Genomic DNA, 14,939 nt, shown 5'->3' with positions numbered 1-14,939 from the left:
TAGCACGGCCCGTCGCCGATTGCAGCATTATCAGGGGATCAGGCCTTGGGCGCGGGCGTCTTCCATGCAGCGTCCAAGCATGGTGGTTCCCGCTTGCAGATTGGCCAGTGATAGTCCTGCGAAGCCGAAAAGCAGACCGGCACCGGCCTCACCGCCAGGATAATGCGGCGCCAGCGAGTAGAGGCCGACGCCATACGACTGGGCGTGGGCGATCAGATTTGCGGCCTGGGCGTGCGTGTGGCCGGGCAGCCAGGCCGCCAGATAGGTGCCACGGTCGCCGCCAGCCAGCACAAACGGGGAGCGCGGAATCGCGGCCAGCCCTTCGGCCAGCGCCGCGCGCCGCACGGCCAGGCTGCGCACGAGACGGGCGATGTGGCGTTCGAAGCGTCCTTCGGCCATGAAGTGCGCCATGGCGTATTGCTCCAGTGCCGGATGGCCCATGTCGGCCAGGTACTTGGCGCTGGCGAAGTCGCGCTGCAGGGAGCGCGGCACGACCAGATAGCTGAGACGCAGCGCCGGGAACATGATCTTGGAGAAGGTGCCCGAATAAATCACGCGTTCGCCGTCGCCGCTGGCCTTGAGCGCGGGAAGCGGATTGGCGCCGAAGCGCAATTCGCTGTCGTAGTCGTCCTCCAGAATGTAGCTGCCATGCTGTTCCGCGAACTGCAGCAGCTGCTGGCGGCGTCGACCCGACAACACGGCGCCGCTGGGGAATTGATTGGCAGGCGCGATGCTGATCAGGGCTGGTGCTGGAGCTGGCAGGCGATCCACCTGCATGCCGTCCTGGTCGGACGGAATCAGATGCAGTTGCGCGCCGGAGGCGTAGAAAATCTGGCGTACGGAGAAGTAGCAGGGCTCTTCCAGCGCGACGGGCGTCCCTGGTTCGACCAGCACGCGCGCCGTCAGGTCCAGTGCCTGCTGAGTGCCATTCACGATCAGCACATCGTCGCCGGTACAGCTGATGCCGCGCCGCCGCCGCAGATAGTCGGCCACCGCATGCCGCAGCTCGGGCACGCCCTGCAACGGCGGGTAGGAAGACGGTGAAGTGGCCAGGGCATGCAGCACACTGCGCCGCCACTGGTCGTGCAAGGCCGGATCATGCACCGGATTCCCGTACTGGAAATCGAAGCGCATGCCATGCGGCTTGAGCGCCTGGGCGCCTTTGAGTGCTTCCCGCGCCCGCGCTGCAAACAGGCTGGGAGGCTGGCCGCTGTTGGGCAGTGCGGTGCTTGGGCTGGCGACAGGGGCTGTCACCAGCCAGGTTCCGGCGCCGGGCCGCGCCACCGCGGCGCCTTCGGACACCAGCTGTTCATAGGCCGCTTTGACGAGTTGCGGCCAATGCGTAATTCCGCCGCGAGATCGCGCGTTGAAGGCAGGGGCAGTTCATCCCGTTCCGGATGGGCGCGCGGCACACGTTTCAGCGCGCGCGCGAGTTGCAGGTAAAGCGGTCCGGTTCCATCGAGTTCCAGAAGCATGGCGGCTGTCGCAAAAGTGGGTCTGTGGATTTTAGCAAAATTGGGTCTGTTGCAGGCCCGATGGATTGACTACAGTAGAAATCTATTCAACTCTTTTTTGTGCATACCCTCATGACCGCAGTTCGCTCCTTGATTATTCGTACCACGCTGGTTGCCGGCACGCTGGATATTCTGGCCGCTTTCCTGATGCAGCTTGCTTCCCACGTCTCGCCAGTACGTGTGCTGCAGGCCATTGCCAGCGGCTGGCTTGGCCCGGCCGCGTTTAGCGGCGGCGTACCGGCAGCCGCCCTCGGGCTGGTGTCCCACTTTCTGTTGATGGCGGCACTGGTGGCCGTGTACGTGGTCTTCGTTGCCGGACGTGCGCTGGCGCGGCAGCAGCCGCTGTTGTGCGGCGTGCTCACGGGCATTGGAATGTATGTGTTCATGAACGCGGTGGTGCTGCCACTGTCCCGCATCGCCTTCCATCCGAACTACAGCATGATGCCGGTGCTGATCGGGCTGGTGGTTCACATTCTTTGCGTCGGCATGCCGATCGCGTTCATGGCGCGCGGCGGGCAAGGAGCCCGTGTCGCTCAAACTGTCTGAGGCAGCACCAGGATCGCCCGGAAGTCGTTCACATTGGTGAGGGTAGGACCGGTGATCACCGAGTCGCCCAGCGTCTGGAAGAAGCCGTGGCCATCGTTATTGGCGAGGGCTGAGCGGGGCGTGATGCCAAGCTCGCGCGCCCGCCACAGCGAGTCTGGCGCCAGCAAGGCACCGGCGATTTCCTCCTGGCCGTCGACGCCGTCGGTGTCGCAGGCGATGGCGTAAATGCCGGGGTAGCCGTTCAGGGTTACGCCCAACGATAGCAGAAACTCCACATTACGTCCGCCCCGTCCGTCGCCTCGCACAGTGACGGTTGTTTCTCCACCCGACAGCAATACGCATGGCGCGGTGAAGGGTTGGCCATGCCGCGCCACGTGGATGGAGATGCCTGCCATAGCGATGCCCACATCGCGTGCCTCGCCCTCAATGCTGTCGCCGAGAATATGCGCGGGAACGCCGGCCTTGCTGGCGACCGCCGCCGCGGCCTCCAGCGCCATCAAAGGCGTGGCGATCATGTGCAGCTCGCTGCGGGCGAGACGCGGGTCGCCGGGCTTGACCGACTCGCCGCGCCCACTCTCAAGCAGCCTGCGGACTTCGAGTGGCACGTCGATGCCATAGCGATGGAGTACGGCCAGAGCGTCCGCGCAGGTGGTGCGATCGGCGCAGGTTGGGCCACTCGCGATATCGATCGGGTCATCACCCGGCACATCGGAAATCAGCAAGGTGACCACTTTCGCCGGATAACAGGCCGCTGCCAGCCGCCCGCCCTTGATGGCCGACAGATGGCGTCGTACGCAGTTCATTTCGCTGATGGTGGCGCCGCTCTTCAAAAGCGCCGTATTAATGGCCTGCTTGTCGGCCAGCGTGATGGCTTCATCCGGCAAGGCCAGCAGCGCCGAGCCGCCGCCCGAGATCAGACAGATGACCAGGTCGTCTTCCGTGAGCCCCGATACCAGGCCGAGGATACGGCGCGCTGCGGTCATCCCGGCCGCGTCGGGCACGGGATGCGCAGCTTCCACAATCTCGATCCGCTCACATGGCACGTTGTAGCCATAGCGGGTCACCACCAGCCCACTCAGTTCACCGCGCCAGTGCTGCTCAACGACCCGCGCCATTTCCGCGGACGCCTTGCCGGCGCCGATCACCAGGGTGCGTCCGCGGGGCGGCGAGGGCAGATACTTCGGCAGGCTGACGGCTGGCTGCGCCGCCGCTACCGCCGCATCGAACATCTCCCGCAATAACTGGCGTGGGTTGATCATCGCTGCTCCTTATCCCGGCAGTTCCGAACCGATTTCGAAATTGGCCATTTTTTCCAGCGCTCGCACCAGGGCCGAATGATCCCAGGCCTTGCCGCCGTGCGCCGCGCAGCTATTGAACAGCTCCTGCGCGGTGGCGGTATTGGGCAGGCTCAGTCCGAGCTGGCGCGCTGTACTAAGTGCCAGGTTCAGGTCCTTCTGGTGCAGTTCGATGCGGAAGCCCGGATTGAACGTGCGGTTGATCATGCGTTCGCCATGGACTTCGAGAATACGCGACGACGCGAAACCGCCCATCAGGGCCTGGCGCACTTTCGCCGCATCGGCTCCCATGCGCGATGCAAAAAGCAGCGCTTCGCCAACCGCCTCGATATTCAGCGCCACGATGATCTGGTTGGCGACCTTGGTGGTCTGGCCATCGCCATTGCCGCCGACCAGCGTGATGTTCTTGCCCATTAGCTCGAACAGCGGCTTGACGCGGTCGAAGGCTTCTTGCGAGCCACCCACCATGATGGTCAGGGTGGCTGCCTTGGCGCCGACTTCGCCACCGGACACCGGCGCATCGAGATAGTCGCAGTTCAGCGCGTTGATGCGGGCGGCGAACTGTTTGGTTTCAAGCGGCGAAATGGAACTCATGTCCACCACCACCTTGCCCGCCGAAAGGCCTTCCGCGACGCCATTTTCACTGAACAGCACGGCCGCAACGTGGGGCGTATCCGGCACCATGACGATAATGATGTCCGATTTCTGCGCTACTTCCTTGCCCGATCCGCAGCTTACCGCGCCAGCCTGCAGCAGTTCTTCCGGAATGGGTTTGATGTCATGCACGTGCAGCGTATGGCCGCCAGCGACCAGGTGGGATGCCATGGGCGTACCCATGATGCCAAGACCGATAAAGCCGACTTTACTCATTTTCCGATTGCTCCGTAATGTGTGGGAAGGTTGGATCACTGTGGGTGCTTGAAGCGGCCCGCCAGTGCTTCGGCATTGCGGGCCAGGATGCCGATATCGCTGCCGACAGCCGTGAACATGGAGCCGACTTCGATGTAATGGCGTGCCATGGCCTCGTCCGGCGATAGAATGCCGGCCGGTTTGCCGCTGGCGCGGATGCGGCGGATGGCTTGCTCGATCGCCGCGATCACTTCCGGGTGTTTGGGATTGCCGATGTGCCCCATGGCTGCGGCCAGATCACCAGGGCCGATGAAGATGCCGTCAACGCCTTCAACGGCGGCAATTTCTTCGATATTGGCGATAGCTTGCGGCGTCTCCACCTGCACCAGCACGCAGATCTCTTCCTCGCATTGCTTGGCGTAGTCTTTCACGCGGCCATAGTCGGAGGCGCGCGCCGCCGCTGAATATCCGCGCACGCCAAGCGGGGGATAGCGCGTCGCGGCCACGGCGCGGCGGGCTTCGTCCGCATCCTGCACGAAGGGAATCAACAGAGTTTGCGCACCGACGTCGAGCAGCCGCTTGATGATCACGGTGTCGTTCCATGCCGGACGCACGATAGGGTGGGCGCTGCCTTGCGAGATGGCTTGAAGCTGGGAGTGCACCATCGGCAGTTCGTTGGGCGAATGCTCGGTGTCGAGCAGCAGCCAGTCGAAACCGGCGTTGGCCAGGACTTCGACCGTGATATGGCTCGACAGACCGGACCAGCAACCCAGCTGCGTTTTGCCGGTTAAGATCGCGTGCTTGAACGTGTTGATCGGTAGATTCATGTGCGGACTCCGTGGACTAGGTTGAACTGCAGGAATTCAATTCGTTTGCCGTGGCATGACAATCAGTAAAGTCATCGTACAACTACACGATTTTTACTTCAAGCTGGAAATGCTGCAGACGCACATAAACTGAGAAAATAGGCTTATATCGCCTTCAGTGGCGGAATGTTTGCCATAAAATTGCGGCAGCAATTCCTGTGCGGAAAATTGCTTAGTTGTATGATCTCTTGAATACTGTCGGGTTCGAACTATGTTTAGTGAGTAGCCAACCCTCAGAGGAGACGATCATGCATGCGATGGTGAGAACCTATTCCGGTGCAGGCGCGAAGCAGCTGTTCGATGTGCTGGAAGAACGCAAATCCGATGTCGAGGCGAATCTCAGGAATGTGCCCGGGCTGGTCAGCTACACGCTGGTGCGCGGCGACGACGGCGGGATGTCGGTGACGGTCTGTAGGGACAAAGCGGGCATCGACGAAAGCCTGAAAGTGTCGCGCGACTGGATTCAGAAAAATGCGCCTGGCGTTCTTGCCAATCCGCCAGCTATCTCGGACGGCGTCGTCGTGGTCCACATCAATTAGGGACGTGCTTGACGCCGCACGGCTGACACTACCGTGGCGCAGGCGCTAGCCATCAGCGCTGCCATGCGGCTCGCTGGTGCGGCTGGACGTGTTCAGGCGGCGATGGCGGGTGTTAGAATCGGCGCATGTTTGAGATCAGCCAGTTGCGATGCTTTATCGCCGTCGCCGAGGAACTTCACTTTAGCCGGGCCGCCGAGCGTCTGAATATGACGCAGCCGCCTTTGAGCCGTCAAATCCAGCTGCTGGAACATAACGTCGGCGTGCAACTGCTCGATCGCAGCAGCCGCGTCGTGCGTCTGACTGCGGCAGGAAAGGCCTTCCTGCCCGAAGCGGTGCGCATCATACGATTGGCCGATGAGGCGGGCCTGATGGCACGCCGCGTCGCGAAAGGCGAGCAGGGAAGTCTGGCGATCGGGTTTACGTCGGCATCCGGCTACACGCTGCTGCCGGAAGTGGTGCGCCGTCTGCGTGAGCGGACGCCGGGTATTGCGCTGTCGCTGAAGGAGTTGGTCAGTACGGCGCAAGTGGAGGCGCTCGATGCCGGCCAGCTGGATATGGCCCTGATGCGGCCGCTGGCGCTGCACGGCGAGCTGGTAAGCCTGCCGATTGCAAAGGAAGGCATGCTGCTGGCGATTCCGGAACGCGAGGCTGACACCTGGCCGGAGGAACCCACGCTGGCCAGCCTGCATCGCCGTCCCTTCATCATGTATTCACCGCACGAAGCGCGTCCGTTTTACCAGATGCTGACCGGCCGCTTCGAACGCGAGGGCGTGGTGCCCGATGTGGTCGAGCATATCGGCCAGGTGCACACCATGCTGGCGCTGGTCAGCGCGGGTATCGGCGCCGCGCTGGTTTCGGAAGCCTGTGCGCGTCTGCAATTCGACGGCGTGGTGCTGCGCCGCATTGCCACCGAGCCGGTAAGTACCGTCTGTACCTACCGGCGCGATAACGAGAATCCCATTCTGCAGCTGTTCATCAACGAGATTCTGCCGACTTTCCCCGGCGCGTGCTGAGGCGCTTCAGCGCACCAGGCAAGGGCGCTTGTTATCGAACTTCCAGTTCGGCACCAGGAACTGCATGGCGACCGCATCGTCGCGCGCGCCGAGACCCATGTTCTTGTAGGCCTGGTGCGCTTTCTCCAGTTCCGCTTCATCGAGTTCGATGCCCAGACCCGGTTTGGATGGAATGTGCACCAGCCCGCCCTCGATTTTCAATGGCTGTTTGGTGAGACGCTGGCCATCCTGCCAGATCCAGTGGGTGTCGATGGCGGTGACTTTGCCCGGCGCCGCTGCGCCTACGTGAGTGAACATCGCCAGCGAAATATCGAAGTGGTTGTTCGAGTGCGAGCCCCAGGTCAGGCCGAACATCTGGCATAGCTGCGCTACCCGCACGGAACCCTGCATGGTCCAGAAGTGCGGGTCGGCCAGTGGAATGTCGACCGATTGCAGCTGGATCGAGTGCGCCATCTGGCGCCAGTCGGTGGCGATCATATTGGTGGCAGTCGGCAGGCCGGTAGCTCGGCGGAATTCCGCCATCACTTCGCGGCCCGAGAAACCGTTTTCCGCGCCGCATGGATCTTCGGCATAGGCCAGGATGCCGTGCTTGTCGCGGCACACGCGAATGGCTTCATTCAGCGACCAGGCGCCGTTCGGGTCCAGGGTGATGCGCGCGTCCGGGAATCGCTCGTGCATGGCGATGATGGCTTCCATCTCCTCATCGGCAGACAGCACGCCGCCTTTCAGCTTGAAGTCGTTGAAGCCGTAACGCTCGCGTGCGGCCTCGCACAGGCCCACGACAGCTTCCGGCGTCAGTGCTTCTTCGTTGCGCAGGCGGGACCATGCGTCGCCTGCATCAGGTTCGCTGCGGTAATTCAGATTGGTTTTCTTGCGGTCGCCCACGTAGAACAGATAGCCCAGCATCTCCACTGCATTACGCTGCACGCCTTCGCCCAGCAGCGCGGCGACAGGCACGTTCATGAACTGGCCGAGCAGGTCGAGCAGTGCGGATTCGACCGCGGTCACCGCGTGAATGGTGGTGCGCAGGTCGAAGGTCTGGTTGCCGCGGCCGCCGGAATCGCGGTCGGCAAACGCGGAGCGCATGGCGTTCAGAATGTTGTTGTACTCGCCCAGCGTCTTGCCGATGACGAGGGATCGCGCATCTTCAATCGTCTGGCGGATCTTCTCGCCGCCTGGCACTTCGCCCAGACCGGTATTGCCCGCGCTGTCTTTCAGGATGACGATGTTGCGAGTGAACCAGGGGCCGTGCGCGCCGCTCAGGTTCAGCAGCATGCTGTCCTGGCCGGCGACTGGCACGACGCGCAAGTCGGTAACGATAGGAGCGCTGGTAACGGTAGTGTTCATATTAATTCCGTAGGGTTGGATTATTGATTGAGCGATTTCACGAGCTTGACGCGTTTGATGTCGCCGACGACGAAAAGATAGCAGGCAATGGCCAGCGCCGCATTGGCGCCGACGAAGACCAGGGCGCCGGCGAAGGAGCCGGTGGCTTCGACGATGTAGCCGATCACGATTGGCGTGGTGATGCCGGCGGTGTTGCCAAAGGTATTGAACAGGGCGCCACTCAGGCCACCGGCTTCCTTGGGCGAGGTGTCCGACACCACCGCCCAGCCCAGCGCACCAACGCCTTTGCCGAAGAAGGCCAGCGACATCACGGCGACGACCAGCATATCGGCCTGGATGTAGTTACAGGCGATCATACTCATCGACATCATCATGCCGATCACGATCGGCACTTTGCGCGACACCGACAGCGAGTATCCGCGCTTGGCAAGGCGGTCCGACAGCCAGCCGCCGGCCACGCCGCCCAGGAAGCCGGCGATGGCGGGCAGGGAAGCGACGAAGCCCGCTTTGAGGATCGTCATATGGCGTTCCTGTACCAGGTAGACCGGGAACCAGGTGAGGAAAAAGTAGGTCAGCGTGGTGATGCAATACTGGCCGATATAGACGCCCAGCAGCATGCGGTTGGACAGCAGTTCCTTGATGCAGGCCAGGGTGTTCACCTGGCTGGCCTGCCTGGTGGCGCCGCCGCTTTCCAGATCAACCAGCGCGCCGCCTTCTCGGATGTATTGCAGTTCACTGCTGCTGATGGATGGATGGTCTTTCGGGCCGTAGATGGTCTTCATCCACACGAAGGCCATCAGGATGCCCAGGCTACCCATCACGTAGAACACGCTATGCCAGCCGTAGTTGTGCACCAGCCAGCCCATGATCGGCGCAAACAGCACGGTCGCGAAATACTGGGCCGAATTGAAGACGGCGGCAGCCAGGCCTCGTTCATGCGATGGGAACCAGGCGGAGGCGATGCGGCTGTTGCCGGGGAAGGAGGGCGCTTCCGCCGCGCCGACCAGCATACGCAGTGTGAACAGCAAAGTGACCGCGGCGCCCCCTGCGACGAAACCCGCCGCGCCGGTGAACAAAGTAAAGGTCGACCACAGGAAGATGCTGAAGAAGTAGGTGATCTTGGAACCGAAGCGGTCCAGCAGCCAGCCGCCTGGCAGCTGGGCGACCACATAGGACCAGGCGAAGGCCGAGAAGATAAAGCCCATCTGGACTGCGGATAATCCCAGTTCTTTCTTGATCTCGGGGCCGGCGATCGAGATGGTCGCGCGGTCGGCGTAGTTGATCGTCGTGATGGCAAACAGCATCGCGAGAATCATCCAGCGCGTGCGCGTCTGGACGTTGGCGGCGCTGACCGCTTTGACGGTTGGTGCTTGTTCCACGGTGTCTCCTTAGAACGTATGGCGGATGCCAAGGTTGTAGCCGGAATTGCCCGTGCCGGCCTCGGTGTTGTTGGCTACCGTGTATCCGGCGCCATTCTTGTTGTTGATATGTCCGTAGGCCGCGTACAGATTGCTGCGCTTGGACAGAGCATACAGGTAGCCGATACCCCAGGAGCTGGCGTCCTGATTGAAACTGCTGCGGTCGTCCTTGTGCATGGCCGAGAACAGCACGGTGCCTGCGCCGACCGGCGCGCTAAATCCCAGCAGCACTTCGCGGCCGTCGGTCGAAGGCGTCGGCTTTACGCCGCCGTAAGGGTTGTTGGCATTGCCCAGCGGCGTGCTGTTGAAGCCTTTGTCGATTTCATAGCCGGCGTGGACCTTGATCCAGCCAAAGTTGTAATTTGCGCCGAGCAGAATATTACGGCCTAGGTCATGATTGACGGCGGCCGTCGTGCCCGTTGCGGCAAGGTCGGAGTTCTTGTTGTTGTAGGCCAGCCGGATCGCCAGCGGACCTTCCGTGTAGCCGATGGCGCCACCGAACTGGCGCCCGGCGGAAGCCGTGTTCTGCTCACCGAAGCTGTACGCCAGCTCGGCATCGACCCCGTGCACGCGCGGCGACATATAGGTAATCGCATTGCTGCTGCGGATATTGGCGCCCCAGTCTGGGAACAGGTTCTTCGCCGTACCTGCGGTGCCCGTGTTGAACGGGTCCACGATGTTCACCAGTGTGGTGTGATAAGGCGTGTACTGGCGGCCAAGCGCCACTGCGCCGAAGTCCTTGCGTTTCAGTCCGACGAAGGCCTGGCGGTTGAAGATGGTGCCTGCGGCATCCACTTCGCCCGTATCGATCTTGACGCCGGTCTCCAGGGTGAAATAGGCGGACAGGCCATTGCCCAAATCTTCCGTGCCGCGAAATCCGATCCGCGAGGCCGACGCCGCACCGCTGGTCACCTTGCTGACATGTCCATTGCTGCCGCCGTTTTCGCCCACCAGGGCAGCATCGACGATGCCATAAATTCCCGCTGACGACTGTGCGTGGGCAGCGGCACTGCCCACTGCCAGAACAATGGCTGCGGTTTTCTTCATCATGTCTCCCGAGTTGTGTAGTTGTGAGGAGATCATATGACTTGATCAATACCGCATCAAACCAAAGACTGTATCTATCAATTCACAAATTGGATTGATCCTAGCGATGCACGACGAGCAATGCGTGCATCGCTTCGCGCTCGGCGGGATTGGGCGAGTCCAGGTAGTTGAATTTGCCGGAAACCTGGGTGGCGACGGCCACGCCGTCACGGAAGAGGATGCGGTTGCCAGCCAGGGCGGGGACTTTGTCGCCTTGCAGCACGGTGCCACTGAGGTTGAGGGGATCGATGGCGGAGATGGCGACCAGGGTGCCGTCGTGAGGTTTGCGGCGCATTTCGCGTAGCAGGGGAATCGCTTCCGGTAAGGCGAATTGTTCGCCAGAGAGGCCGGCCACGAAGCGTCCGCCTCGCACGTCACCGCGGGCTTCGAGGTGGTGGTAAACGGGCAGCAGTTCGCGCCAGGACGGCAGCCAGGACGCTTCACGATCGAGCAGTTTCCAGAACATGACGCCGTAGCGGCGCAGGAGCGTCATGGCGATGTGTTCCAGCGTTTCGGGCGCGATGCGCGGGCGGCGGCCGGGCGGCGCAGGTGCGGCGGGCGCGCTGTCGGATGCGTCGGCGCTGCCGGTTTTTTCTTTGATCGTGACGGCTTCGGACTGGCGGACCAGCGCCCAGCGCCCGGCTTCTTCCATCGTCGGCCCGGCCCCGCGGCGGCGCCGGCGGTCCATGGTGTTGCGCTTGTTGGCGGGGATGAGCATGGCGCGCAGGCCGGCGTAGCTGTCCGCATTCACCAGGCCCGTGGCGACCAGCTCACCCAGCGCAGTTTCCAGTTCCGCGGGCAGTAGTCGCGCCTCGTGTGCCAGTTCGTCATAGAACATGGCGCCGTTGCGGCGCAGCGACTCCAGCACACGTACCGCGCGCGGCGTGAGTTCGACTTCGGTGGCGACGGCAGGCAGGGCGTGCCACCGGGAGAGCTGGCGGCGCGGCAGCAATACCAGCGGCGTGCTGCGCACCGTGCCGCCGCTGGCACTGGATGGTGCGCCTACGCGAGTCCACACGATGCGGCCGGAGCGGCACAGATCGTCGAGCCAAAGCAGGGAATAATCCTTGATACGGGCAGACAGTAGCTCGCTTTCCCAGGCGCCGGCGGGCGCTTCGAATCCTTCCAGCTGCGACAGCACCTGCGTCAGCGTGTCCGGTCCTTGCAAGCGCGTTTCTTCGGACAAGTGCTGCCAGTCGAACAGGAAGCGCATGAAATCCTGGCGCTCGACGGGCTCGATCTCGCGCCGCAGATTCTTGATCGTGTAGCGATGGATGCGCGCCAGCAGATGGCGTTCGCACCATTCCTCCCCCACGGCGCGCGGCGTAAATCGGCCACGCATGACGTAACCTTCGCTTTCCAGTTGCGTGAGGGCGATCAGCACCGTGCTCTCCGGCAGCGCAAGCGCGGAGCCGATGGCGGCGGCAAGTTGTGGGCCGAAGCCGGACAAGCGTGCGCGCAGAAGTTCAACCAGCGCGTCATCGCGCGTCCATGGCTCATCGCCGTTGAGGGTTAGCCGCTCCGGTATGGCGAGTGGCGGCGTGGCGGCAGCATCGGGATAAGCAGCATGCAGGCAAGCCAGGCGTTCCAGCGCCACCCAGAACTCGGGCCCGCCGGCGAGACGCAGACGCGTGGCGCGGCCGCTGTCGGCAAGCGCGCCAAGCCAGTCATTCCAGCCTTCGTTGGCAAGCGCTTCGTCGCGCGTAATACAGGCCAGTTGCACCAGCGCTTCCTGCATTTCATCGGCGTTGCGCACGCGCGGCCAGGCTTCGTTGGCGACAGCTTCGATGGCGCCGGCGTCCAGCGCGCCCATATCGTCGGTGGACGCTGGGTCGGTCCAGCGGCGGTTCAACACGGCTTGCGTCCGGCGCTCTTCGAGCGGTGCGTCGTCGAGAAAGGCATACGGACGGGCATTCAGCACCTCCATGGCCAGCGGCGACGGCGCCGGCAAGTCGCGCGAAATCAGATGCACTTCGCCCGCCTCCATGCGGCGCAACAGGGCGATCCAGCCTTCGCTATCCATCGCGTCGTGCAGACAATCGTCCAAAGTCTGATCGACCAGCGGATGGCTGGGCAGCTCACGTTCTCCGACGATGTTTTCGAGGCATGCCGCCTGATCGGGGAACACGGCCGCGAGCAGATCGTCGCTCTTCATGCGCTGAAGCTGCGGCGCGACTTTGCGGCCCCCCGTGAAGCGCGGCAGGGCCAGCGCAGTCGTCGCATTCCAACGCCAGCGAACATTGAACAGCGGCGCATCGAGCAGCGCCTGAACCAGGATGTGCTCCGCGCTGCTTGAGCGCAGGTAGCGCCACACCTCGTCCAGCGGGAAGCTGTGGCTTTCGGACAGCGACAGCACGATGGCATCTTCCGTCGCCGCCGCCTGCAGTTCGAAATTGAAGGTGCGGCAGAAGCGCTTGCGCAGCGCCAGCCCCCAGGCGCGGTTAACGCGGCTGCCATAGGGCGTGTGCAGCACCAGCTGCATGCCGCCCGACTCGTCGAAGAAGCGTTCCATGATGAGCGTATCGAAAGTCGGCAGCGCGGACAAGGAAGCACGGGCGCGCGCCAGGTATTCGACAATCTGGCGCGCGGCATCGTCATTCAGCCCAAGATGCTCGTACAGCCAATCCACCGCATGTTCGATGGCCGCATCGCCATTATCCTTCTCGCCCAGCAGGCGATCGATTTCGCTGCGCAACCGGGCCACACCGAGCGAAAGCTCGTCGCTGCGGCCCGGTGCTTCGCCAATCCAGAACGGAATATTCGGCGCGGCGCCATGGGCATCTTCCACGCGTACCTTGCCCGCTTCGATACGCTGGATGCGGTAGGACGTATTCCCTAGCTGGAAAACATCGCCCGCCATGCTCTCGACGGCAAAGTCCTCGTGCACCGTACCCACACTCTGGCCGCTCGGCTCAAGAATCACGGTGAAGTCAGCGTTATCCGGAATCGTGCCGCCGGAAGTCACGGCCGTCATCTTGCCGCCGCGGCGGCCACGCAAGGTGCCGCTGACGGTGTCCCGGTGCAGATAGGTGCCGCGCACGCCCTGGCGGCTGGTGTAGCCCTCGCTCAGCATGCGCAGCACCGCCTCGTAGCGGTTACGCTCCAGATTCGCGTAAGGCATGGCGCGGCGGATCAGCGCAAACAGTTCGTCTTCGCTCCATTCGCGATTGCCGACTTCCGCGACGATCTGCTGGGCCAGCACGTCCAGCGGCGCGGGAGGTATGTGCAGTACATCCAGCTCGTCGCGGCGCACGCAATCCAGCAGCGCCGCGCATTCGATCAGGTCATCGCGCGAGGTCGGGAACAGACGGCCTTTGGGCATGCCCCCGACGTGGTGCCCCGAACGCCCGACGCGCTGCAGGAAGGATGCAATGCTGCGCGGGGAGCCGATCTGGCACACGAGATCCACGTCACCGATATCGATGCCCAGTTCCAGCGAAGCGGTGGCGATCAGCACGCGCAGGTCGCCGCGTTTCAGCCGCTGCTCCGCGTCGAGCCGGTATTCCTTGGCCAGACTGCCGTGGTGCGCGGCCACGTGCTCGGCGCCGATGCGATCCGCGAGATGGCGCGCCATGCGTTCGGCCATGCGGCGCGTGTTCACGAAGACCAGCGTGGTGCGATGAAGGGCAGTCAGTTCCGCCAGTTTGTCGTAGACGCGGTCCCACACTTCGTTTGCCATCACGGCTTCCAGCGGCACGGGTGGCAGCTCCAGACCGAGATCGCGCGCGCGTACGTGGCCGACATCGACGATGGCGCAGTCGCGTCCCGTCCCGCTGAGAAAATCGGCCACCAGCGACAGCGGCTTTTGCGTGGCCGATAATCCGATGCGTACCGGCGGCTTCGCGCACAGCGCATCCAGCCGCTCCAGACTGAGCGCCAGATGGCTGCCGCGCTTGGAGCCAGCGACCGCGTGGATCTCGTCGACGATCACGGTGCGGACCGTCGACAACATCGCGCGGCCGCTGTCCGAGCCAAGCAGCACGTATAGCGATTCCGGCGTCGAGACGAGGATGTGCGGCGCCTTGCGGCGCATGGCATTGCGTTCGGCCTGGGACGTATCGCCGGTACGCACGGCGGTACGGATGCCATGGGGCGGCAAGTCCATCGCCTCAAGTTCGGCGACGATGCCTTCCAGCGGCGCCAGCAAGTTAACGCGGATATCGTTCGACAGCGCCTTCGGCGGCGACACATACAGCACGCGCGTTTCGTCGGGAAGCGGGGCAACGACAGCCTCGCGTACCAGGGCATCGATGGCGGCGAGGAATGCGGTCAGCGTTTTGCCGGAGCCGGTCGGCGCGGCGATCAGTGTAGGGCGGTGTGCCTGGATCAGCGGCCAGGCCTTGCGCTGCGCTTCGGTGGCGCCGGCAAAGGTGGACGCGAACCATCGCGCCACCGCTGGGTGGAAATCAGCGACAGGTAGGCCGGGAGCGGTCCGTTTATGCATGCCGCATTATAGGCCGACGCGA

11 protein-coding genes are annotated in these 14,939 nt (G+C 63.2%); 3 read left to right on the top strand and 8 right to left on the bottom strand.

The genetic code is table 11. From position 1 onward, the window contains the following. Positions 1 to 30 precede the first annotated feature (30 nt). Positions 31 to 1,347, bottom strand: coding sequence for a MocR-like pyridoxine biosynthesis transcription factor PdxR (gene pdxR, locus AB4Z19_RS07820; protein WP_442026923.1), 1,317 nt, complete (start codon positions 1,345 to 1,347; stop codon positions 31 to 33). A 239-nt stretch (positions 1,348 to 1,586) separates the two neighbouring features. Here pdxR and AB4Z19_RS07815 point away from each other — a divergent pair, with 239 nt between their 5' ends. Next, positions 1,587 to 2,060 carry a hypothetical protein gene (locus AB4Z19_RS07815; protein ID WP_442034905.1) on the top strand — a complete coding sequence of 158 codons (474 nt, stop codon included), beginning with the start codon at positions 1,587 to 1,589 and terminating at the stop codon, positions 2,058 to 2,060. Here AB4Z19_RS07815 and AB4Z19_RS07810 read toward each other — a convergent pair. From AB4Z19_RS07810 to AB4Z19_RS07800, 3 genes are read right to left on the bottom strand one after another with little or no spacing between them, the layout of a single operon-like run. Next, complete coding sequence (locus tag AB4Z19_RS07810; protein WP_442029005.1) at positions 2,048 to 3,319, bottom strand: glycerate kinase type-2 family protein; 1,272 nt, start codon at positions 3,317 to 3,319, stop codon at positions 2,048 to 2,050. The two genes, AB4Z19_RS07815 and AB4Z19_RS07810, sit on opposite strands and share 13 nt — an antisense overlap. A gap of 9 nt (positions 3,320 to 3,328) precedes the next feature. Further along, on the bottom strand, positions 3,329 to 4,225 hold the full coding sequence (gene glxR / locus AB4Z19_RS07805) for a 2-hydroxy-3-oxopropionate reductase (RefSeq protein WP_442029006.1): 897 nt from the start codon (positions 4,223 to 4,225) through the stop codon (positions 3,329 to 3,331). A 35-nt stretch (positions 4,226 to 4,260) separates the two neighbouring features. Next, positions 4,261 to 5,031: an aldolase/citrate lyase family protein gene (locus AB4Z19_RS07800; protein WP_442034904.1), complete on the bottom strand. Its 771-nt coding sequence runs from the start codon at positions 5,029 to 5,031 to the stop codon at positions 4,261 to 4,263. Positions 5,032 to 5,318: 287 nt separating this feature from the next. Here AB4Z19_RS07800 and AB4Z19_RS07795 point away from each other — a divergent pair, with 287 nt between their 5' ends. Next, the gene (locus AB4Z19_RS07795; protein WP_442028671.1) at positions 5,319 to 5,609 is read left to right on the top strand and encodes a hypothetical protein; all 291 of its coding nucleotides are present in this window, start codon (positions 5,319 to 5,321) and stop codon (positions 5,607 to 5,609) included. 125 nt (positions 5,610 to 5,734) lie between these two features. Beyond that, positions 5,735 to 6,622 carry a LysR substrate-binding domain-containing protein gene (locus AB4Z19_RS07790; RefSeq protein ID WP_442028672.1) on the top strand — a complete coding sequence of 296 codons (888 nt, stop codon included), beginning with the start codon at positions 5,735 to 5,737 and terminating at the stop codon, positions 6,620 to 6,622. A gap of 6 nt (positions 6,623 to 6,628) precedes the next feature. Here the strand turns inward: AB4Z19_RS07790 and gudD are convergent, their stop codons facing one another. The 4 genes from gudD to AB4Z19_RS07770 all read right to left on the bottom strand — a co-directional run bounded on the left by gudD (position 6,629) and on the right by AB4Z19_RS07770 (position 14,917). Further along, positions 6,629 to 7,969 carry a glucarate dehydratase gene (gene gudD / locus AB4Z19_RS07785; RefSeq protein WP_442028673.1) on the bottom strand — a complete coding sequence of 447 codons (1,341 nt, stop codon included), beginning with the start codon at positions 7,967 to 7,969 and terminating at the stop codon, positions 6,629 to 6,631. A 20-nt stretch (positions 7,970 to 7,989) separates the two neighbouring features. Next, entirely contained in the window at positions 7,990 to 9,285 is a 1,296-nt protein-coding gene (locus AB4Z19_RS07780; RefSeq protein ID WP_442034932.1) for an MFS transporter, read from the bottom strand. A gap of 72 nt (positions 9,286 to 9,357) precedes the next feature. After that, complete coding sequence (locus tag AB4Z19_RS07775; protein ID WP_442028456.1) at positions 9,358 to 10,437, bottom strand: porin; 1,080 nt, start codon at positions 10,435 to 10,437, stop codon at positions 9,358 to 9,360. 97 nt (positions 10,438 to 10,534) lie between these two features. Then, positions 10,535 to 14,917, bottom strand: a complete 4,383-nt coding sequence (locus AB4Z19_RS07770; RefSeq protein ID WP_442034902.1) for a DEAD/DEAH box helicase — start codon at positions 14,915 to 14,917, stop codon at positions 10,535 to 10,537. Positions 14,918 to 14,939 lie beyond the last annotated feature (22 nt).

Source organism: Pseudoduganella sp. RAF19 (assembly GCF_052114165.1).
Classification (GTDB): domain Bacteria; phylum Pseudomonadota; class Gammaproteobacteria; order Burkholderiales; family Burkholderiaceae_D; genus Rugamonas.
Note: the sequence above shows the minus strand (reverse complement) of the source record. Positions and strands in the feature narration are given on the sequence as shown.